The organism is Streptomyces sp. NBC_01431 (assembly GCF_036231355.1).
Classification (GTDB): domain Bacteria; phylum Actinomycetota; class Actinomycetes; order Streptomycetales; family Streptomycetaceae; genus Streptomyces.
Genome location: NZ_CP109496.1, coordinates 6,865,575 through 6,885,508, shown reverse-complemented (window position 1 = coordinate 6,885,508; position 19,934 = coordinate 6,865,575). Strand labels below are relative to the sequence as shown.

General features: G+C 69.0%; 20 protein-coding genes and 1 pseudogene. 13 read left to right on the top strand and 8 right to left on the bottom strand.

The features are described 5' to 3' along the window. The first annotated feature begins 263 nt into the window (after positions 1 to 263). The 7 genes and pseudogenes from OG522_RS31475 (at position 264) to OG522_RS31445 (ending at position 5,308) form a co-directional block, all read left to right on the top strand. Positions 264 to 1,469, top strand: a complete 1,206-nt coding sequence (locus OG522_RS31475) for a low temperature requirement protein A (protein WP_329466422.1) — start codon at positions 264 to 266, stop codon at positions 1,467 to 1,469. A gap of 480 nt (positions 1,470 to 1,949) precedes the next feature. Next, positions 1,950 to 2,300, top strand: coding sequence for an SsgA family sporulation/cell division regulator (locus OG522_RS31470; protein ID WP_329466421.1), 351 nt, complete (start codon positions 1,950 to 1,952; stop codon positions 2,298 to 2,300). A gap of 36 nt (positions 2,301 to 2,336) precedes the next feature. Then, on the top strand, positions 2,337 to 2,768 hold the full coding sequence (locus OG522_RS31465) for a fumarylacetoacetate hydrolase family protein (RefSeq protein ID WP_329466420.1): 432 nt from the start codon (positions 2,337 to 2,339) through the stop codon (positions 2,766 to 2,768). After that, complete coding sequence (locus OG522_RS31460) at positions 2,753 to 3,715, top strand: hypothetical protein (RefSeq protein WP_329466419.1); 963 nt, start codon at positions 2,753 to 2,755, stop codon at positions 3,713 to 3,715. The genes OG522_RS31465 and OG522_RS31460 overlap by 16 nt, the downstream gene beginning before the upstream one ends. A 224-nt stretch (positions 3,716 to 3,939) precedes the next feature. Continuing rightward, positions 3,940 to 4,149: pseudogene (locus OG522_RS31455) on the top strand (hypothetical protein); the annotation flags it as partial. Between the two features lie 98 nt (positions 4,150 to 4,247). After that, positions 4,248 to 4,454: a hypothetical protein gene (locus tag OG522_RS31450; protein ID WP_329467899.1), complete on the top strand. Its 207-nt coding sequence runs from the start codon at positions 4,248 to 4,250 to the stop codon at positions 4,452 to 4,454. A 215-nt stretch (positions 4,455 to 4,669) separates the two neighbouring features. Beyond that, positions 4,670 to 5,308 (top strand): DUF4232 domain-containing protein, encoded by a 639-nt coding sequence (locus tag OG522_RS31445; protein WP_329466418.1) that lies wholly within the window; start codon positions 4,670 to 4,672, stop codon positions 5,306 to 5,308. Positions 5,309 to 5,986: 678 nt separating this feature from the next. On the opposite strand, the gene OG522_RS31440 is transcribed toward OG522_RS31445, so the two are convergent. Continuing rightward, positions 5,987 to 6,706, bottom strand: a complete 720-nt coding sequence (locus OG522_RS31440; RefSeq protein ID WP_329466417.1) for an alpha/beta fold hydrolase — start codon at positions 6,704 to 6,706, stop codon at positions 5,987 to 5,989. Positions 6,707 to 6,726: 20 nt separating this feature from the next. Then, the gene (locus OG522_RS31435) at positions 6,727 to 7,698 is read right to left on the bottom strand and encodes an alpha/beta hydrolase (protein WP_329466416.1); all 972 of its coding nucleotides are present in this window, start codon (positions 7,696 to 7,698) and stop codon (positions 6,727 to 6,729) included. Positions 7,699 to 8,147: 449 nt separating this feature from the next. On the opposite strand from OG522_RS31435, the gene OG522_RS31430 reads away from it, so the two are divergent. The 4 genes from OG522_RS31430 (at position 8,148) to OG522_RS31415 (ending at position 12,123) form a co-directional block, all read left to right on the top strand. Beyond that, positions 8,148 to 10,037: an amidohydrolase gene (locus OG522_RS31430; RefSeq protein ID WP_329466415.1), complete on the top strand. Its 1,890-nt coding sequence runs from the start codon at positions 8,148 to 8,150 to the stop codon at positions 10,035 to 10,037. A gap of 129 nt (positions 10,038 to 10,166) precedes the next feature. Beyond that, positions 10,167 to 10,829 (top strand): hydrolase, encoded by a 663-nt coding sequence (locus OG522_RS31425; protein WP_329466414.1) that lies wholly within the window; start codon positions 10,167 to 10,169, stop codon positions 10,827 to 10,829. 54 nt (positions 10,830 to 10,883) lie between these two features. Then, the gene (locus OG522_RS31420; RefSeq protein ID WP_329466413.1) at positions 10,884 to 11,408 is read left to right on the top strand and encodes a DoxX family protein; all 525 of its coding nucleotides are present in this window, start codon (positions 10,884 to 10,886) and stop codon (positions 11,406 to 11,408) included. Further along, complete coding sequence (locus tag OG522_RS31415) at positions 11,389 to 12,123, top strand: YoaK family protein (protein WP_329466412.1); 735 nt, start codon at positions 11,389 to 11,391, stop codon at positions 12,121 to 12,123. Before OG522_RS31420 ends, OG522_RS31415 begins: the two co-directional genes overlap by 20 nt. A gap of 252 nt (positions 12,124 to 12,375) precedes the next feature. Here OG522_RS31415 and OG522_RS31410 read toward each other — a convergent pair whose 3' ends face one another. Both OG522_RS31410 and OG522_RS31405 read right to left on the bottom strand, forming a co-directional pair. Next, positions 12,376 to 12,714: a GNAT family N-acetyltransferase gene (locus tag OG522_RS31410; RefSeq protein ID WP_329466411.1), complete on the bottom strand. Its 339-nt coding sequence runs from the start codon at positions 12,712 to 12,714 to the stop codon at positions 12,376 to 12,378. A gap of 40 nt (positions 12,715 to 12,754) precedes the next feature. Further along, on the bottom strand, positions 12,755 to 13,744 hold the full coding sequence (locus OG522_RS31405; protein WP_329466410.1) for a pirin family protein: 990 nt from the start codon (positions 13,742 to 13,744) through the stop codon (positions 12,755 to 12,757). A gap of 126 nt (positions 13,745 to 13,870) precedes the next feature. On the opposite strand from OG522_RS31405, the gene OG522_RS31400 reads away from it, so the two are divergent. After that, positions 13,871 to 14,353: a carboxymuconolactone decarboxylase family protein gene (locus OG522_RS31400; protein WP_329466409.1), complete on the top strand. Its 483-nt coding sequence runs from the start codon at positions 13,871 to 13,873 to the stop codon at positions 14,351 to 14,353. 85 nt (positions 14,354 to 14,438) lie between these two features. Here the strand turns inward: OG522_RS31400 and OG522_RS31395 are convergent, their stop codons facing one another. Further along, on the bottom strand, positions 14,439 to 15,800 hold the full coding sequence (locus OG522_RS31395; protein WP_329466408.1) for a dihydrolipoyl dehydrogenase family protein: 1,362 nt from the start codon (positions 15,798 to 15,800) through the stop codon (positions 14,439 to 14,441). A gap of 241 nt (positions 15,801 to 16,041) precedes the next feature. On the opposite strand from OG522_RS31395, the gene OG522_RS31390 reads away from it, so the two are divergent. Next, a complete protein-coding gene (locus OG522_RS31390; protein ID WP_329466407.1) occupies positions 16,042 to 16,617 on the top strand; it encodes a Dps family protein in 576 nt (191 codons plus the stop codon). A 120-nt stretch (positions 16,618 to 16,737) separates the two neighbouring features. On the opposite strand, the gene OG522_RS31385 is transcribed toward OG522_RS31390, so the two are convergent. From OG522_RS31385 to OG522_RS31375, 3 genes are all read right to left on the bottom strand, one after another. Continuing rightward, on the bottom strand, positions 16,738 to 17,553 hold the full coding sequence (locus tag OG522_RS31385; RefSeq protein WP_329466406.1) for a carbohydrate ABC transporter permease: 816 nt from the start codon (positions 17,551 to 17,553) through the stop codon (positions 16,738 to 16,740). Positions 17,554 to 17,564: 11 nt separating this feature from the next. Then, entirely contained in the window at positions 17,565 to 18,458 is an 894-nt protein-coding gene (locus tag OG522_RS31380) for a carbohydrate ABC transporter permease (protein ID WP_443074851.1), read from the bottom strand. A 112-nt stretch (positions 18,459 to 18,570) separates the two neighbouring features. Further along, positions 18,571 to 19,821: a sugar ABC transporter substrate-binding protein gene (locus OG522_RS31375; RefSeq protein ID WP_329466405.1), complete on the bottom strand. Its 1,251-nt coding sequence runs from the start codon at positions 19,819 to 19,821 to the stop codon at positions 18,571 to 18,573. Positions 19,822 to 19,934: the final 113 nt, after the last annotated feature.

The window sequence follows — 19,934 nt, the reverse complement described above, 5'->3', positions numbered from 1 at the left end:
CCGTTCATGGTGTTCCTTCCTGGGCAAGCAGCCGTGCGCTGGTGGGCACGTCCCGGCGCTCAGCCGACCTAGCGTCGGCCTGCGGAGCCGACGTCTGGGGAATCGGCTGACTTCCGTCCGAATAGCAATGAGGAGAACGGTGACAGCGAGCGATCAGACCGATGGATCGTGCCCGTCACACGCCTCCAGCACCTGATCTACACACCTGATCTGCACACATTCGACCTTCCACCGAGCGTGGAAGCCGTTCCCGGAGCCTTTCGTTGAGCCGACTCGTCTATCAGGTGCTTCGCCGGAACCGGGGGCCGAGCATCACGATGCCGGGCCGCGACCCCCGCGAACCGCACAGGACCGCCACCCCGCTGGAACTCCTCTTCGACCTCTGCTTCGTCATCGCGGTGTCACAGGCGTCCGCAAGCCTGCGCGAGGCGGTGTCCGACGGCCACTGCGTCACTGGCTCCCTGCGTTTCGCGCTGGTGTTCTTCACCATCTGGTGGGCGTGGATGAACTTCACGTGGCTCGCTTCCGCCTACGACCCGGACGACGTGCCCTACCGGTTGGCGGTGCTGGTTCAGATCACGGGCTCTCTCGTGCTGGCCGCTGGAGTCGCCCGAGCCTTCCAGGAAGGCGATTTGCGCGTCATCACCCTGGGATACGTGCTGCTGCGCACAGCCCTGGCCGCACTGTGGCTGCGTGCCGCACGGTCGGACACCGGTCGGCGGCGCACCGCTCTTCGCTTCGCGACCGGGGTGACGGTTTGTCAGGTCGGCTGGATCGGGCTGCTCTTCGTCCCGGTCTCGGCTCAACTCGCTGGCATCATCGTGATGATCATTGCCGAACTCTCCGTCCCCGTATGGGCCCAGGCTGCTGGGATGACACCGTGGCATCCGCACCACATCGCCGAGCGCTACGAACTCTTCACTCTCATCGTGCTCGGGGAGTCCGTCGCGGCCGCGACGGCAGCGGTCCGCAGCGCCTTCGACCAAAATCACGACGCCGGTGCGCTGTACGCACTGGCGGCAGGGGGCCTGCTCATGGTCTTCGCCATGTGGTGGCTGTACTTCGCGCGGCCGGCGCACATCCTTCTCGCCACGACGCACCAGGCGCACCACAAGAGATTCACCTGGGCTTACGGTCACTACCTGATCTTCGCGGCGGCGGCCGCCGAGGGAGCCGGTCTCGCGGTGTACGCGGACCACATCACGGGCCGCACCCATGTCCCACCACTGGTGGCCGGTGCCGCGGTCACCCTTCCTGCGGCGATCTTCCTGATCAGCGCGTGGGCCGTACACGTCCGCCCTCACCGAACGTCCCGGGTCGAACAACTTCCGTTTCCCGCCGCCGTTGTCCTCATCCTGACGGCCGCGCTCTCACCGGCGCCGGCCCTCGCCGCCGGGCTGGTGCTGGCAGGTCTGGTCGTCGTGGTGACGGTGGCCGGTCCGACCCGGCGGCGGTGGGAGAGGCAATGAACAGGCCGCGCGAGCAGAAGGCCCCCATCAGCCATCTGGCGCCGGGACCGACGCGCGCCCTCCACTCCCTTCGTCCCGCCCTGGATCTGTCGCCACCTCGCCCGAAGTTGGAACCCTCGCTCCTGGGCAACGAGTGCGCGCGGAGGATGCCGACCGTCGACCTGCCGTTCCCAGGGCGCCGCGAGTTGCGGGCGCTCGGGGCAGATCGCTCAGCCGCTCTGCGCTTCGGCTGAGCCCGCCATGACAGAGCCTTGACCATCGCGAGAATCCGCGTGCCGTGCTCTCTCAGGCAACATCTCGTGCATTCCTCGGCACGGTGCTCCTATTCGCAGGCTTTACGGTCATTCACACGGCCTGCCTCTAGAAATCCAGCGATCGGGGGATGTAGTGAATCAGTCTTCTTCCGGTGCAGCAGCCGGGCTCCCGGTCATGCACGAGGTAATGGTGCGCGCCGGCGTCCCGGAAGGACGACCGGTATCTGTGCCGGCGACGCTGCGCTACGACAGCACTGACCCCTACGCCGTATGCCTGTCACTCGGCGTGCCGTCGACCGGCACGGTCGACTGGGTCTTCGCCCGCAGCCTCCTGTCGGAGGGCCTGCGCCGACCGAGGGGTCTCGGAGACGTACTGGTGAGACCGCCTCGTCGCGGCCATCGGGGCTCTGTGCGCATCGTCCTGAGATCACCAGCCGGAGTGGCACTGCTGGAGATCGCGGTGTCGGCGGTCACCGCCTTTCTGGAGGCGACCCACCTGGTGGTGGCACCCGGCACGGAGGAACTCCACATCGACCTGGACCGCCTCGTCGCCGGGCTCATGGACGGGAGCGAGTGAGGAACCAACGGCAAACCGCGCGCCACGAAAGGCCAGGTGGGCCAGGACGTCTCCGAGCGTTTTGTCCAGATGGCCGGGCCGCCGCCTCCCCGGTTCAACCTCGGCGAGCCCTGTCGGAGCTTCGCACCGATGGGCCCCTGGCTGGGCACTTGGGACGGGTTCACCACCCCCGACGATCTGGACCTGACCTCCGCCATCAATGGTGAGGAGTGCAGCACCTTGGGAGGACTCAGCAGAGGGACCAGATCCTCCCGCCGGGTGCCTGGCGTACCGGACGCCCGGTCGTCGGTAGCTGCGGGGCGGTCGCGCCGGGAAACTCCTCTTCTCCGTCCCGGCCCCCATCCGATATCCGATCAATCGCCCGCTTGGCGCCGCGCCCTGCCGCGCCCCCTGCAACCAGGAAGACGCACATGTATCGCCGAGTACGAAGCAACACAATGGACGAGAAAAACATGTCAAGAACCATGAAGGGCAAGCGGACCGGCCTCCTGGCCGTGGTGGCGGCCCTCGCCATGACTGCCGCAGGCCACGCCACCGCGGCCACCGCCCCCGTATCGCACGTCCACTTCGTGTCGCATCTGAACATGGCCGAGGGACAGCGGCCGGAGAACATAACCCTGGAACCCGGCGGCGGCGCCGACGTCACCTTCGCCTTCAGCCGCCAGGTCGCCCGGGTCGGCCCCGATGGTCACGTACATGTCCTGGCGACCCTGCCGGCGCCCCCGGCCGGCGCCAAGACCCCTGTCCTCACCTCACCGTTCCTCGGCGGGATCGTCCGCGCACCCGACGGAACGCTGTACTTCCTGTACGCCACCGGCAGCGACCTGACCGGCCTGTGGCGCCTGCGTCCGGGCGGTACCCCGGAGCGCATCGCCGGGCTCCCGGCCGACAGCCTGCCCAACGGTCTTGCCCTCGACCAGCAGAGCGGCCTGCTGTACATGGCCGACTCGGTCCTTGGCACGGTCTGGCGGGTGCCGGCCACTGGGGGCACGCCCACCAAGTGGGCCGCCGCCCCCGAACTGGAAGCCACCGGCTTCCTGGGAGCCAACGGCATCAAGATCCACAAGGGCGCGGTCTGGGTGTCCAACCTGGACAAGGGCACCGTGTTGCGCATCCCGATCACGTGCCACGGCACCGCCGGTCCCGTCGAGACCCGAGCCAACGGCCTCGTCAACATCGACGACATCGCGTTCACCGGCGCCGGTGACACCCTGCTGGCCGCGATCAACGCGGACAACGAGGTCGCCCTGGTCAAGCCGGACGGCAGCCACACCACAGTGCTGACCGCCGCCAACGGGCTTGAGAACCCGACCTCACTCGCCGTACACGGCACCACGGTTTACATCGCCAACGGCGCCTACTCGACCAACAACGACCCCAACCTCCTCGCCGCCCGGATCAGGGCCGGCGAATAGGGCCCACCCTGGGCGGTACCCGTCAATACCGCGCGGGCCGGGCACCGGACCAGCCCAGATCAGGGCCGGCGAATAGAGCCAGCCCCAGGCGGTACCCGCCGATACCGCGCGGGCCGGACACCGGACATGGGCCGCAGCGGCTGTCTTCGAAGCCGTCGAGGGCACGGACGGGCACGTCGCTGGAGAGCCGAACACACGAAGAAGCGAGCGGAGAGGACCATGTCATGGGGAAGCGGCACACAGAGACACAGACAGCCGCCGAATCGGCCGAGTTCGACCCCGACGCGTCCCTGGTCGTCCCGGCCAGGACGTTCGAGGACCTGCGCATCGGCGAGGTCTTCCGGGCTCCCAGCCGCACCCTGACGGACGGGCATGCCGCGGCTTTCCAGACGGTGTCCGCGGACAATCACCCGGTGCACTACGACGCCGAATGGGCGCGCAAACACGGACACTCCGCGCCGGTGGTACACGGCCTCCAAGTACTGGCCTTCACCGCACCGGGGCCACCCTGTTCCCGCACTTCATCGGTGAGGTGTTCATCAGATTCCTCGAAGTGTCGTACACCTTCCTGGCCGAGGTGCACTCCGGCGACACCCTCTACCCGGCGCTCACCATCACCGGCCTGGAGCCGAAGGACGGCAACGGCATCGTGGTCACCGCGGCCACCGTTCACAACCAGCACCGCCAACTCGTGCTGTCCGGGCAGAGAAGTACCTCCTACGGCGTCACTAGGCCGTAGAACGTAGAGGACGGCCGAACTGCCCCGGCGTTCGTGCGGCGCGCGGCAGGTCGCGTTCCGCCAACCACAACCTGCTCAACCCCGCTCCTGCCGGGGGTGAGGACCCGATCCTCGCCCCCGCCCCCTGGCAAAGACCACGCGGGCCGATACCGGGGGCGCGCAGGCCGGCCCATCCGGCACACCGAGGAAGGCAGAAGATGACGCACCGTAGAACCGTGTCCGCCACACTCGCCTGCTGCGCCGCGCTGGCAACCGCGCTGGCTGGTTGTACGAGCACCGGCACAGGCAGCGCCACGGACGGCAGCCCGGCTCCGAGCAACTCCGCAAACCCGTCGTCGGCCGCCAGCTCGGGGACCGCCAACGGCGGCACCGCCGACTCGTCGGGCGGGCCGACACCGACGCCGACCGCGTCCGCCCCTCAGTCACCGACGGCAGCCCGATGCCACAGTTCCGAGCTGCGGGCATCCATCGGCCCGGATCACCCGGGAGCCGGGCAGGAGAACTTCGCCATCATCCTGGTCAACGGCTCCCACCGCACCTGCACGGTGTACGGATTTCCCGGGGTGGCGTTCGTCAACAGTGCCGGCGAGGCCGTCACACCGGACCCCGAGCGGACCACCGGGCAGGAGCAACGGATCGTGACGCTTACCCCGGGAGCGAGTGCGTGGTCGGCGTTGGTCTTCACCAATCCGGCGGTCTCCGGCGTCACTACCGTGACACCTGCGGCCGTGCTCGTCACCCCGCCCGATGAGACGGAGTCGATCAGAGTCCGCTGGACCGGCGGAAAGGTCTCCAACACGGGTAAGGCGTCGGTTCCTCAAGTGAGTCCGGTCAGGCCGGGCGACGGCGGCTGAGCACGCTGCCGGACAGCCCGCGCCCCGTGGCGGTGGCGGCTCCATGCGGGCGCGGCCGGTTGGATCAGTACGGGTGCGGGCGTTGAGTTGCGGGTCCCGGCGGCCAAGTGGTCACGGGACCAGACCTCGTCATGGGTGCACGCGGAGTACAGCGGGTGAAAAGGGCTGCGCGTCCCTGTCCGGCGGCGGATGCGGGTCATTGCGTCGGCGGGACGACGCCGGGGCCGCCGACCACCAGGAGCACCGGCTCGGTCTGTTCGGGCCGCGGACGAACCACGTTGCCGAGCGGGCCGCGCGGCTCCCGGTCGGGTGCCGGCGCCAGGCCGTGGGCAGGTGAGGGGGGCTCCCGTCGGACACGCCGTGTACGCCCGGTTCGATGTCATCGCCGTCGGCGGATGCGGCAAGGTCGTGACCGCGTACCGTCCGGTGGCCGTCGGCGGCGGTGAGCCGTATGTCGGCGTGCTGGCCGGGCAGGTGGCCGGGCCGGCCGGGAACGGAACACGAGGCAAGGGGAAGGGGCGGTCCGGGGAGCCGCGCTCGCCGACCAGCGCGGCGGGCCAAGCGGTGCCCATGGTCAGTCGCCTCAGTGGCTCTGCTCGCGAATACATCGCGGGAGACCCGACACGGGGCCGCGCGGACGCAGGGGAATCCGTCCGCGCGGCTGCTTGTTCCGCCTGGTCAGCTCGTGGCGCGTACCGCGTCCAGGACAAGCGCGGCGACCTGCTTCGGCTGGGACACGGCGACCGCGTGCGAGGCACCCTCAATCTCGACGATGGTCGCCCCGGCCCGCTCGGCGCCGAACCGCTCGACCTCGGGGTTGATCGCGTGGTCGGCGCAGGCCACCAGGGCCCAGGAAGGCTTGGTCTTCCACGCGGCCGCGGCGGCCGTCTCCTCGAACGCCGCGGCGGCCAGCGGTCGTTGGGCGGCCGCGAGGACCTTGGTGACGTCGGCGGGCACGTCGGCGGCGAAGACATCCGGGAAGGCGTCGGGCGTGATGGTGACCTCGACCGCGGGATCCGCGCCCTCGACGGGGTACGTCCACTGCTTCAGGTTGCTCACCAGCGGGCTGTCGGGGAACCGGCCCTGGAGTTCGCCGAGGCTCTCGCCTTCTTCGAGGACGTACGCGGCCACGTAGACCAGACCGACGACGTTCTCGGTGGTTCCGGCCACGGTGATGAGCGCGCCACCGTACGAGTGGCCGACCAGGACGACGGGGCCGTCGATCTGGGCGGCCACGGAGGCGACGTACGCGGCGTCCGAGGCCAGTCCGCGCAGCGGGTTGGGCGGCGCGATCACCGGGATGCCGTGGCTCTGCAACTCGGCGATGACCCCGGACCAGCTGGCCGCGTCGGCGAAGGCGCCGTGGACGAGAACGACGGTGGGAGTGGAGGTAGTCATGTCAGGGTCTCTCTTCGGGTTCAGGCGGTGTGAAGGGCGGCGCGCAGGGTGGCGACGGCCAGCGTGATGGCGGCTTCGGCGGCGTGGGTCTCGCGCAGGGCGTTGAGCATCACGAAGTCGTGGATGACGCCCTGGAACCGCACGGCGGTGACGGCCACACCGGCCTCGCGCAGCTTGGCCGCGTACGCCTCGCCCTCGTCGCGCAGCACGTCGGCCTCGCCGGTGATGACCAGGGCCGGGGGCAAGCCGGTGAGCTGCTCGGTGGTGGCGCGCAACGGAGACGCCGTGATCTGGGCGCGCTCCGCCTCGTCGGTCGTGTACTGGTCCCAGAACCACTGCATACCGTCACGGCGCAGGAAGTAGCCGGTGGCGAACTGGTGGTACGAACCGGTGTCGAAGCTCGCGTCGGTGACCGGGTAGAACAGCACCTGCTGCACCAGGGGAACGTCGCCGCGCTCCTTGGCCATCAGGGTCAGCGCGGCGCTCATGTTGCCGCCCACCGAGTCGCCGGCCACCGCCAGCCGCGTACCGTCCAGGCCCTTGGAGGCGCCCTGCTGGACCACCCACCGGGCGATCGCGTAGTTCTGCTCGATGGCGACCGGGTAGCGGACCTCGGGCGACAGGTCGTACTCGGGGAAGACCACGGCGGCGCCCGCACCGACGGCGAGTTCGCGCACCAGGCGGTCGTGGGTGTGGGCGTTGCCGAACACCCAGCCGGCGCCGTGGATGTAGAGAATCACCGGCAGGGTTCCCTCCGCGCCCGCGGGCTTGACGATGCGGGCCCGTACGCTGCCGGTCGGACCGCCCGAGACGGTGATCCACTCCTCGTCGATCTGCGGCTTCTCGATCTCGCCGGACTGCACGTCGTCGACGGCCTTGCGCCCTTCCGCCGGAGGCAGGTCGAACAGATACGGCGGATTGGCGGTCGCCTCCGCGAACGCGGCCGCCGCGGGCTCCAGCACCGGCTGAACCGGCTTGACGGTGTCGGGCATGTGAATCTCCTGAATTGGTCATGGGGACGTTGGCCCTTCCGGCAATACGACCGGGGTGCGAAGGATGTCCCGAAGCTGCTTTCGGCACGCTAAACCCCGGGGCCGGGCGGCAATTGCCCGTGGGCGCACCGCCGCTGTCCTCACAGTGCACAGCTAGTTTAGAGCCTCTCCAATGAGATTCAGAACATCGCGATGACCAGTGCACAGTGAGGCAAAGTCCTGTGCACTGCCAGGACATGACGGCCCATTAGTCGCGTCTAGGGTGATGGCCATGCGACCGCGGCCCGTCATCCACGGGGCCTGCCCTCGTTCAGGGCACGACGAGTGTCGGTGGGTTCACTCGGTTCGATTCGAGCAATCCGGCATTCGAGCATGCCTGAATCGCCAAGGTCTGCCGCTATCGGCCATGACGTGAATCGAAGTCGTTTTCCCGGAGGGGGTTTCAAGAGATGTCAACCATGCCCATCGGCGGACTGGTTCCGCATGCCGTCGAGGATGCCGCAGACCTCGTCGTCCGCAACGCGAAGATCCACACCGGCGACCCGGGTCGCCCGCACGCCCAGGCAATCGCCGTCCGCGACGGTGTCATCACCGTCGTCGGTGACGACAAGGACGTGGCTCCCCACATTGGCGCGGGCACGAAGGTGGTCGACGCGCTCGGGCGACGGGTGATCCCCGGCCTCAACGACGCCCACCTGCACGTGATTCGTGGGGGCCTCAACTACGTACTGGAGCTGCGTTGGGACGGCGTGCGCAGCCTGCGTCAGGGTCTGGCGATGCTGCGTGAGCAGGCCGCTCGTACCCCCAAGGGCCAGTGGGTTCGGGTGGTGGGTGGGTGGTCGGCCGAGCAGTTCGCCGAACGCCGGCTGCCGACCGTCGCCGAACTGAACGCCGCCGCGCCCGACACCCCGGTGTTCGTCCTGCACCTGTACCAGTCGGCGGTGCTGAACCGGGCGGCCCTCAAGGCCGCCGGATACACCCGGGACACACCCGACCCCAAGGGCGGTCAGATCGTCCGGGGCCGGGACGGGGAACCGACGGGCATGCTCCTGGCGGCTCCCAGCGCCCTCATCCTCTACTCGACCCTGGCCAGGGCGCCGGTGCTGGAGGGCGAGGACAAGAAGACGTCGACCCGGCATTTCCTGCGCGAGTTGAACAGGTTCGGGCTGACGTCGGCGATCGACGCCGCCGGAGGATTCCAGAGCTTCCCCGAGAACTACGCGACCGTTGTCGAGCTGGCCAAGGCAGGACAATTGTCGCTGCGTATCGCCTATCACCTGTTTCCGCAGACTGCGGGCCAGGAGATCGATGATCTGACCCGCTGGATCGAAATGGCCCGTCCCGAGGACGGTGACGAATGGCTGCGCCTCAACGGCGCGGGCGAGAACCTCACCTGGGCGGCGGCGGATTTCGAGAACTTCGCCCAGCCGCGTCCGGAGCACTCCCCTGATTACGAGGTGGAGTTCGAGAAGGCAGTGCGCCTGCTCATGGAGAACGGGTGGGGTTTCCGGCTGCACGCCACGTATGACGAGACCATCCGCCGCGATCTCGCGGTATTCGAGAAGCTCGCCGTGGAAGGGCTCTTTCCGGCCGGGAACCGCTGGCTGTTCGATCACGCGGAGACCGCTTCCCCGGACAGCCTCGACCGCGTCGCCGCCCTCGGCGGCGCGATGTCTGTGCAGAACCGCCTGTCCTTCCAGGGCGAGGCGTTCGTAGGCCGTTACGGCCCTGGTGCCGCCGCGGACGCCCCGCCCATCCGGGCCATGCTGGACCGCGGCCTGACGGTGGGCGCCGGCACCGATGCCACCCGGGTCTCCACATACAACCCCTGGGTCGCCCTGCACTGGCTCGTCAGCGGCCGCACCGTCGGCGATCTGGCACTCCGCCCGCCGACGAACCGCGTCGACCGGCAGACGGCGCTGGCGATGTTCACCCGCGCCGGTGCCGCGCTGACCGGCGAGGACGAGGTCAAGGGCGTACTCCGGCCCGGGTGTTACGGGGACCTGGCGATCCTGTCCGAGGACTACTTCGCCGTGCCCGAGCCGGACATCGCACACATCGAGTCACTGCTGACGGTGACCGGCGGCCGCATCGTCTACGCCACCGCCGAATACGAGGGGCTCGATGAGGAACTTCCCCCCGTCAGCCCGGCCTGGAGCCCGGTGGCGCACTTCGGCGGCTACCAGGCGTCCCGCCGGTCAAGCCTTCCCGGCGCCCACCAGGCGGAGTTGCTCGGCCAGGCCATCGCCGAGTCGGAGCAGCACCGCCAGTGGCGCGTCGCGCGGGGCCTCACGGCGGACGCCGTGAACATCCCCTTCGATCCCTGCTTCGTCCTCTGAACTCCCGGAAGAGGGCACGCCGTTGCGCCGCCCCCTTCCGGGACACCCACCAACTTCCGTCCACCGGGCGGGTTTTCCCACAGCGCGGGCAGCAGTCCGCGCCATCCCTTACCGAGAGAGGTCACACTCATGGTCAACATCAACGAGGTCACCGCGGCTCCCAGCCCCGACCTGCTGACCCCCGACAACTGCGCCGTACTGTTCGTGGACCACCAGCCGCAGATGTTCTTCGGCACCGGCAGCGGCGACCGCACCGCGATCATCAACTCCACCGTGGGCCTGGCCAAGTCGGCCAAGGCGTTCGATGTCCCCGTCGTCCTGAGCACCGTGGCCGCCGAATCGTTCTCCGGGCCGATCATGCCGCAGCTGGCAGCGGTCTTCCCCGATCGGAAGATCATTGACCGCAGCACGATGAACGCCTGGGAGGACCTCGCCTTCGTTGAGGCAGTCAAGGCCACCGGCCGCAAGAAGCTCGTCATCGCCGGTCTGTGGACCGAGGTCTGCGTTGTGCTGCCCGCGCTCTCCGCCATTGCCCAGGGTTATGAGGTGTACGTGGTCACCGACGCGTCCGGTGGTGTCAGCCCGCAGGCTCACGAGCATGCGATCCAGCGCATGGTGCAGGGCGGAGCGGTCCCGGTGACCTGGGTGCAGGTGCTCCTGGAGCTCCAGCGCGACTGGGCCCGCACCGAGACGTACGCCGCCGTGGGCGACGTGGTCAAGGAGCACGGCGGCGCCTACGGCCTCGGGATGGTCTACGCGCAGGCCGTCATCGGAGCTCACGCCGCCGGCTGATCGCGCCGGTTCACCCAGCAGTGACGATGTGAGTCAGGAACAGGCGGGAACACGATGGACGCTGGACTGTTGGTCCTCCGGCTGGTGGTGGGGTTGCTCATCGCCGGCCACGGGGTGCAGAAGGTGAGCTTCCGGCTCGGAGGCAATGGATTGGCGGGCGGGACCGAGGAGTTCCGCCGTGATGGCTTCCGCGGCGGTCGTCCGACCGCGCTCGCCGCTGGAGGCAGTCAGATCGGTGCCGGCCTGTTCCTGGCCGTCGGACTGCTCACGCCGGCGGCCGCCATGGCCGCGATGGGCGTGATGACGGTCGCGGGCACCGTCAAGTGGTCCAAGGGGCTGTGGGTGCAGCACGACGGCTATGAGTACCCGTTGGTGCTCGTAGCCGTCTGCGCCGCCTTGGCCCTCACCGGGGCCGGGCGTTGGTCCCTCGACCAAGCACTGGGAATCACGCACTGGCCGGTGTGGGTCGCCCTCGCGGCGATCGTGATCGGCCCGGCAAGCGGACTGCTCACCCGCGCGGTGCTGCACCGCCCGCGCGCCACAGTGGAAAGGAAGTCGTATGCACAGGCTGCTGAGTGACGCGGTCCGTACCCTCAAACCGGCCGGAGGGGACCGTCACGGTCCCCTGCCTCCCCTCTTGCTGATCCTGACCGTGGTCACCGGCCTGGTGGACGCCGTGAGCTATCTGGCCCTGGGTCATGTCTTCGTCGCCAACATGACCGGCAACGTGGTCTTCCTGGGGTTCGCGCTCGCGGGCGCCCAGGGCCTGTCCGCGCTCGCCTCGGTCGTCTCGATGGCCGCTTTCCTCGTCGGCGCCCTCGCCGGAGGCAGGCTCGGCAGCCGGTTCGCCACCCACCGCGGATATCTGCTGAGGGCGTCGACAGCCGTGCAGACGGTCCTGGTCGCGGTCGCCGTGGTGGTCGCCGCGGTGGCGGACGGGCGGGTCGGTACCGGCGTCCAGTACCCGCTGATCGTGTTCCTCGGGCTCGCCATGGGGCTGCAGAACGCGGTTGCCCGGCGCCTCGGCGTCCCGGACCTCACCACCACTGTGCTGACCCTGACCTTGACGGGGCTCGCCGCGGACTCCACTCCGGCCGGCGGCGCGGCACCACGGCCCGGCCGCCGGATCCTGTCCGTACTGGCCATGTTCCTCGGAGCTCTCGTCGGCGCCCAACTCCTGCGCCACGGCCACCTCGTGCTCACCCTGGGCCTCGCCCTGCTGCTCCTCGCGGCCACCTCCGTGATCACCCACCGCCTCGCGACCACCGACGCCGCCTGGGCCCGGCCGGCGTAAGAGCGAGGCGGGAACCATCCCCGGCCGCGGGGATTCCGGGCTGCGTCACCGCACTGATGGGGCCCGGTCCGGCAGGCGATCCAGCCCGAGCGCGGCGCCACTACCTGAGGCGGCCGCGCTCGGTGCCGTGAACATGAACCCGGCCCGCGCATGAGATCGGTTGCGGCGGCGCACCGGCCCGCCGCCGATCGCACCGGACACCTGCGTTGCAGAGGATTCATCACGGCTTCGCGGCGGAGGGAACGGAGGCTGTCAGCCCAGTTCCGCCTTCAGCCACCGCTGTATGCCGGGCGTCACCGGGTCGGTGATGTCGCCGAACTCCTCATGCTTCTTCAGGTAGTTGGCCACGTAGGGGCACACGGGCACGATTCGCTTTCCCAGGTCGCGGACATCGGTGAGCGCCTGCTGGACCAGTTGCGCGGCCAGGCCCTGACCGGCATGGGTGTCATCGATTTCCGTGTGGTAGAAGACCCGCTGGTCATCGTGGTCGCGGTACGCGGTCAGGCCCGCGCGCTCGCCGTCGACAAAGATCTCGTAACGGTGCCTTGCGTCTGCCCGCTCGACGATCGGAGCGGCGGAGGACTGGCTCATGGGGTGTGCCTTTCAGAAGTGGGTGATGTGCGGGGAGGGTTCAGTCCCGGGGTGGGTTCCCGCGCGGCGTGATGACGGCGTTCGGCAGGACCGGCGCGGCGAGACGCTCCCCCGGGTATCCGTCGACCGCGCCGAAGCGATCGGACAGGTTCTGCCAGTCGGCGCGGGCCTGGACGATGTCCTCGTGGCTGCGGCCGATGAAGTTCCACCACATCACGATCTCCTCCTCGAACGGCGTTCCGCCGAGCAGGACCATCCGAGCGGTCTCGTCGGACTCGTTCGACAGCGTCAGCGCGTCGGTCCCGCGGTGGACGTAGCCCAACTCCGCGGTACGCAACGGGGTGTCGGCCAGGCGGACGTCCCCGCGGTCGACGAGGACACCGTGCTCGAAGCGGGGGTTCACTGAGAGCGTGAGCGCCGCACGCGGTTCGAGGACGACTTCGGCGCCGAGCAGGGGTGTGAAAGTCGGCACCGGCGAGGCGGCTCCGCCGAGGGCGCCGAGGAAGACCCTGATCTCGGCCCCGTCGACGCGCACCGGTTCGGGCACATAGTGCTGGAAGTCCCGCTCGGTGTCGCGGTGTTCCCCGGGAAGCGCTACCCACAGCTGAACCCCGTGCAGGACGGTGGTGCGGAGGGTGGAGACCTCCGAGTGACTGATGCCGTGCCCGCCGGTCATGAGGTTCAGCTCACCGGGCCGTACGAAAGCGTGGCTGCCCAGGCTGTCGCGGTGCTCGATCTCCCCGCTGAACAGCCAGCTGACCGTCTGCAGTCCGGTGTGCGGATGCGGGGCGACGTCCATCCCGCCCGTCTCGGAAACGTCGTCGGGGCCGAAGTGATCGGCGAAGCACCAGGCTCCGATCAGGGTCCGGGCACGCTGCGGCAGTGTGCGCCGCACGGTCATCGCTCGCGGGCCGCCCAGCGGCACGTCACGTGGGGAGAGCACGTCGACCCGCGCCACCCGCGCCGACTGTGTGCCGTCCATCCGGGATCCGCGGCGCACTTCGACGGGCCCTGCTTCGACGTTGCTCATCGGAACCACCTCTCAGACGCATGATAGTTTCACATTCAACAAAACCGTTCCGATCATACGACGCCAACAGCACCATGTGCACGACGGAGCAAAGGGACCCGGAAGCGGCCCCTGAAGGAGTCCAGGTTGAGCAGCCTCACGCCGAAGTCCGCGGTCCGGCGGATCTTCATCGACAAGCAGAGCCCCAAGGCCCACCACGCGCTGGTGCAGACATCGGAAGCGGTGCGGGCGGTCGCGGCCGAGGCGGGGCTCGACCGGACCGCCGTGGAGCTGATCAATCTGCGCGTGTCGCAGATCAACGGCTGCGCCTACTGCCTCGACGTGCATACCCGGGCCGCCCTCCGCGCAGGCGAGACGACACAGCGGCTGGGAGTGCTGGCGGCCTGGCGGGACACCCAGCTGTTCACTCCCACCCAACGGGCGGCGCTCGCACTGGCGGAGGCGACGACCGAGCCGGCCGACACCGCCGCACAGGAATCCGCCTACGCCACCGCCCGAGACGTACTCACCGACGACCAGATCTCCGCGGCGATCTGGGTGGCGGTCACCATCAACGCGTTCAACCGGGTCTCGATCATGAGCAAGCATCCGGTACGGGCGGAGCGATGAATCGGTGGTGCCGTCAGGCACCGAGCACCGCCCCAACGGTGTGGACGGTGTCGTCGCCCGACTCGCGCCCGACTGCCCTGCACCGTCAGCGAAGCGCCGCCAGGGCCGGTTCGACGGCCCGGTGGAACGTCGGATAGGTGTAGATCATGTGCCGTAGGCGCTCGACCGGCACCTGCGCGTGGACGGCCACGTTCAGTCCGTACAACAGCTCGCCCCCGGCCGGTCCCGCCGAGGTCGCGCCGACCAGGACTCCCCGGTCGGCGTCCTCGACCAGCTTGACGAATCCTTCGCCGCCCGGCCCATGGATCCAGCCGCGGGTCGAGGAGGCGTTGGGCAGCACCGCGGTCCGCACGCGCAGACCCCGGTCGCGGGCTTGTCGCTCGGTGAGTCCCACGGCGCCGATCTCGGGATCGGTGAAGGTGACACGGGGCAGTGCCCGGTAATCGGCGTCGGGACCGGGGCTGCCGAGGATGTCGCGGACGGCGATCTGGGCCTGGTACATCGACACATGGGTGAAGGCGCCGCGGCCGGTGATGTCGCCGACCGCCCACAAGCCCTCCCCCGCCCGCATCTGCCCGTCCGTGCGCACGGAGTTGGCCGCCGGATCGAGCCCCACGGTTTCGACGCCCAGTCCGGCGAGTTCGACGTGACGTCCGGTGGCGACGAGCAGCCGCTCGGCGCGCAGGGGTTCCGCCGAACCGTCGAGCAGAACGGTGAACTCGCTCCCATCATGGCTCACTTGACGGGCCCGCACCCCGGTCAGGACGGTCACGCCGTCGGCCCGCAGGGCTTTCGCGGCGAACTCCCCCGCTTCCGGCTCCTCCTGGGACAACAGCCGTTCCTGTCCCTCGATTACGGTGACACGGCAGGTGAAGCGGGCGAAGACCTGGGCGACTTCCACGCCGATGGCACCCCCGCCGAGGACGACCATCGACGCCGGCAGGTCCTTGGTGGCCATGGCTTCCCGGTTGGTCCAGTACGGCGTCCCGGCGAGTCCGGGCACCGGGGGAATGCGCGGCCGGCTGCCCGTGGCCAGCACCACACCCCGGCGGGCCTCGAAGGTGCGGTCGCCGACGGTCACCCGGCGCGGGCCGCCGAGGCGTCCCGTGCCGCGGACCAGGCGGCCGCCCTTGGCGGTGAGGCGGTCGGCCGCCACCTGGTCGTTCCAGTCGTCGGTGGCCTCCCCGCGGACCCGTCCGGCGACCCGCGTCCAGTCCGGCGTCACGTCCACGTGTCCCGCGAGGGCGGGCGCACGCCGCGCCTCGGCCAGCAGGTTCCCGGCCCGGATCATCATCTTGCTGGGCACGCACCCCCAGTACGGGCATTCGCCTCCGACGAGTCCCGCCTCGACCCCGAGCACGTCAAGACCGGCCTCGGCCAGTGTGCCCGCGACGTATTCGCCGCCTGGTCCCAGGCCGACGACGACCACATCCACTTGCTCGTTCATGCCCATGCCCTCCCTGTGCGAACGGCCGTCCAACGTGCCGCCGGGCACCGACGTTAAGGCGGTGGGACGGCGTCGCGAGTCCCTGAGCGCACGGCTGTAAGCCCGAGAGTGAACACCTCGGGAGGGGCCGTGCGATCGGTGCGCTCACGGGCGCCGCCGCGTGCGCTGCTGGGCAACTCGCCGCCGTCTGCGGCGCCTAGCGTGGCCGGCGTACGCACAGCACCGCACCAGGAGGCGCGCCATGACCACCAGTTCCAAGCCCACCAGCAGCCAGCCGTGGCTGCATCAGAAGAGCGCGGTCATCCAGGAGTTCGGGACCGTCAAGCAGTTCCCGCTCGGCCTGTCGCACGACGCGCGCATGTACTCCTGCCAGCGCCTGAACAAGGTCCTCGCGGACACCCAGATCCTCTACGGCCTGTACAAGAAGCACCACTGGCTCCTGCGGGGCGCGACCTTCTACCAACTGCATCTCCTCCTGGACAAGCACGCGGGAGAGCAGCTGGAACTCGTCGACACGATCGCCGAACGGGTCCAGACCCTGGGCGGGGTCGCCCTGGGGGATTCTCGGCACGTCGCGGAGATCACGTCGATTCCGCGCCCGCCGGACGGCGTGGAGCAGGTCCCGGCCATGCTCTCGCGTTTGCTCGAGGCCCACGAGACCATCCTGATCCAGGCCCATGACGCGGCTTCCCGGACCGGCGAGCTGGGCGACGACGGCACCAACGACCTCCTGGTCTCACAGGTGATCCGTACCGGCGAACTGCAAGCCTGGTTCCTGGCCGAACACCTGGTGGACACTCCCCTGGTGCGCACCTGAGCGGCATTCCCGTGCAGGCGCTCTTCGCGCCCAGTAACGCACTCCACCAGGCGGCGCCGCTGGGTCAGTCGGCCGACGACGACGCGGTCTTCGACCGGCTGACGGAGACGGGGCCGCCCCTCACTTCATGGCTCCGCTGGTGGCCCCGGCGGCGACGTAGCGCTGAGCGATGACGAGCAGCACAGCCGCCGGGGCGGACGCCGCCACCGCGGTGGCCATGATGGCGTTCCAGTGGTTCGTGTGGGCGCCGATGTATTCGTAGATGCCGAGGGTGATCGGCCGTACGGTCTCCGTGGTGGTCAGCGTGAGGGCGAAAAGGAAGTCGCTCCAGGTGAAGAGGAAGGTGAAGAGGGCGGCAGTGATCAACGAGTTCGCGCTCACCGGGAGCACCACGGAGCGGAAGATGCGCAGCCTCCCGGCGCCGTCCACGCGCGCGGCCTCGATGATCTCCCTGGGAATGCCCCGCATGAACGACCGCAGGACGATGATGGCGAAGGGGACCCCGGCGGTGGAGTCGGCCAGGATCAGTCCGAGGTAGGAGTTCAGCAGTCCCAGGTCGTTGTAGGCGCTGTAGAGCGCGTTGGCCACGACGATGCCCGGCACCATCTGCGTGATCAGGACCCCGAAGAGGACGAAGTTGGTTCCTCGGATGGGGAGATGGGCCAGCGCGTAGGCCGCCGGTGCGGCGAGCCCGAGGCTGAGCACCACGCTGCCCAGGGCCACGATGAGACTGGTGACGAGGTTGCGTCCTTGATCGCGCAGCGCCGTGACGTAACCGCTGAAGTCCGGGTGGAAGGGGAACCAGCCTCCTTGCAGCGTGTTGCCCGCCGGCTGGAGGGAGGCGTTCACCATCCAGTAGACGGGAAACAGCATCACCGCGAGCAGGACGATCCCGACGATCGTGGACGGCCGGCCACGGTTCGGAGCGTGCTTCACCGGGTCCCCTCTCAGGCGTGCTGGGCGCGCCGGTGGGCGCGCAGATAGACGAAGGCGAAAGTGAGCGAGATGGCGACGAGTACGTTGCTCATCGCGGCGCCGCGCCCGAACTCGAACTGCTGGAAGGACAGTTCGTAGGACTGGGTGGCCAGGGTCTCTGTGGCGTTGGCCGGTCCTCCCCCCGTCACTACGAGGATGAGGTCCAGTACTTTGACCGTGTAGACCGCCCCCAGCACGAGCACGACGTTCACCGCGGGGCGCAGCAGTGGCCAGGTGACATGGCGGAACGACGCCATTGGACCGGCGCCGTCCAGCTTCGCCGCCTCGTACAGATGCGCCGGGATCTCCTGCAGTCCGGAGTACAGGATCGTGGTGTTGAAGGGGATGCCCACCCAGATGTTGACGACCATCACCGACACCAGCGCCTGCGAGGTGCCGGTGAGCCAGGGTATGCCGGACGACTGGAGATGGAGGTCGCGCAGCACGTCGTTCACGACTCCGGTGTCGGTGTCGAGCATCCACTTCCACGTCGTCGCCGAGACGACCAGCGGCAGCAGCCACGGCAGCAACAGGAGCGACCGCAGAACGCCTCCCAGCGGGAATCGGCGGTGGAAGAAAAGAGCGAAGGCCAGGCCGAGCACGAACTGCCCGGCTATCGAGCCAGCGGTGAACAGGACCGTCGTCAGCAGGGCCTTGGAGAACAGGGCCGACGAAAGGATCTCCGAGTAGTTCCGCAGCCCCACGAACGGCGCGGCACCGGTGTAGAAGGTCGTCGTCGTGTACTGCTGGAAGCTCATCACGACGTTCTTGACGATCGGATAGCCGAAGAACAGCAGCAGGTAGGCCCCGGCGGGCACGATGAACATCCACTGGGCGATCGGCTCCCAGTAGCGCGCACGGGCCACGGTCCAGGCCCTGCCGGGCGCGGCTTCGTCCTTCTCCGCCGCACCCGTGGCGGATGTCTCCACGGCGACGGCACGGTCTTCTTGTCCGTTGCTCCAAGGGATCGGAGACCGGTCAGGAACCGGTCGCGATCTGCTGCGCATGCTTGAGTGCTTCCTCCGGTGTCTGCCCGCCCGTCAACGCGGCCTGGATGGCGGTGTATATGCCGGTCGCTGCCTTGGGCCACTTGACGCCGAGTTCGCCGGTGCGGGCGCGGGAGCTCTCAACGCTCTTGACGAAGGCAGCCATCGAGGGGACCTGCTCGACATACCGGGACGCCACCGCGGTGCGGGAAGGCACGGTGAAGTACTGCTTGGCCAGGGCGAGCATGTTCGTGGAGTCGTTCAGGCAGGCGAGCACCTGGGCGGCCTTCTCCTGCCGGGCCTTCGACGCGCTGTGCGGGACCGTCCACGTTTCACCGCCGAGCGGTGTGACAAGGGTCTGCCCCATCTGGCGGACGGGGATGGGAGCCACCCCCCAATGCAGGTTCTTGGTTTCGTTCAGCGCGTTGATCCGCCAGGGGCCGTTGATCATCATGGCTGCCTTGCCGGCGACGAACTGGTCGTGGACATCGGCCTGCGTCCAGTTCAGTACCGACTTCGACATGGATCCGCGCTTGACCAGGTCGACCCACAGCTGGAGTGCCTGCGCGGCCTGCGGGGTGTCGAGTTGCTTCTCGTCCCCGCCGTTGGACCACAGGAACGGCAGGAACTGCCAAGCGCCCTCGAACGTGGCATTCGCGTCGACCGCCATGCCGTAGCGCCCCGGGCGGGTCAGCTTGGCCGCCGCCGTCTCCAGCTCGTCCCAGGTCCGCGGCACGGCGACACCGGCCTCGGCGAGCATGTCCTTGTTGTAGACGAGGGCGATCGTGCTGACGGTGGGCGCCAGTCCGTACACCTTCCCCTGGTAGGTGCCGGCTGACAGGATGCCCTTGGCCAAGCCGCTGGAGTCGATGCCGTACTGGTCCAGCGGGGTCAGCGCGCCGGTCTGTGCGATCTGCTGCAGGTCGGGGTTGTCCAGCATCAACAGGTCGGGAAGGGTCCGCGACGACGCCTGTTGCAGGACCTTGGGTATGAGGGACGCCCCGGGAACGCTTCTCTGCTCGACCGTTACCCCGGCGGTCTTGCCGCAGGCGGTGAGCCGTTCGCCCCATTGGGCGTGTTCGGACGCGTCGGTGTAATAGTCGAGCGCGGTGATGGAGGTCACCGCGCCTGTGGCGGATCCGGATCCGGTTTCGCCGCTGCACCCGGTGGCGGTCAGTACCAGGGCGATGGTTGCGAAGAGCGCGGTGATCCGCCGCGCCGACGGTCTGACCGGTGAGGTCATGGTGGTGCCTTCCCGAGTGATACCTGCTGCTGGAGTGTCGGTCTCGGGAGGTGAAGGCGGAACTCAAGGGGTCCCATGGCGACTCGTTCAGCCTGAGCCCGCTGGTGAAAGTC

Excerpts from the sequence above, each read along its gene's own strand:
- OG522_RS31460 (WP_329466419.1), top strand. The coding sequence starts at position 2,753 with ATGTCAAGAACCATGAAGGGCAAGCGGACCGGCCTCCTGGCCGTGGTG.
- OG522_RS31440 (WP_329466417.1), bottom strand. The coding sequence starts at position 6,706 with ATGACTACCTCCACTCCCACCGTCGTTCTCGTCCACGGCGCCTTCGCC.
- OG522_RS31435 (WP_329466416.1), bottom strand. The coding sequence starts at position 7,698 with ATGCCCGACACCGTCAAGCCGGTTCAGCCGGTGCTGGAGCCCGCGGCG.
- OG522_RS31430 (WP_329466415.1), top strand. The coding sequence starts at position 8,148 with ATGTCAACCATGCCCATCGGCGGACTGGTTCCGCATGCCGTCGAGGAT.
- OG522_RS31425 (WP_329466414.1), top strand. The coding sequence starts at position 10,167 with ATGGTCAACATCAACGAGGTCACCGCGGCTCCCAGCCCCGACCTGCTG.
- OG522_RS31420 (WP_329466413.1), top strand. The coding sequence starts at position 10,884 with ATGGACGCTGGACTGTTGGTCCTCCGGCTGGTGGTGGGGTTGCTCATC.
- OG522_RS31415 (WP_329466412.1), top strand. The coding sequence starts at position 11,389 with ATGCACAGGCTGCTGAGTGACGCGGTCCGTACCCTCAAACCGGCCGGA.
- OG522_RS31410 (WP_329466411.1), bottom strand. The coding sequence starts at position 12,714 with ATGAGCCAGTCCTCCGCCGCTCCGATCGTCGAGCGGGCAGACGCAAGG.
- OG522_RS31405 (WP_329466410.1), bottom strand. The coding sequence starts at position 13,744 with ATGAGCAACGTCGAAGCAGGGCCCGTCGAAGTGCGCCGCGGATCCCGG.
- OG522_RS31395 (WP_329466408.1), bottom strand. The coding sequence starts at position 15,800 with ATGAACGAGCAAGTGGATGTGGTCGTCGTCGGCCTGGGACCAGGCGGC.
- OG522_RS31390 (WP_329466407.1), top strand. The coding sequence starts at position 16,042 with ATGACCACCAGTTCCAAGCCCACCAGCAGCCAGCCGTGGCTGCATCAG.
- OG522_RS31375 (WP_329466405.1), bottom strand. The coding sequence starts at position 19,821 with ATGACCTCACCGGTCAGACCGTCGGCGCGGCGGATCACCGCGCTCTTC.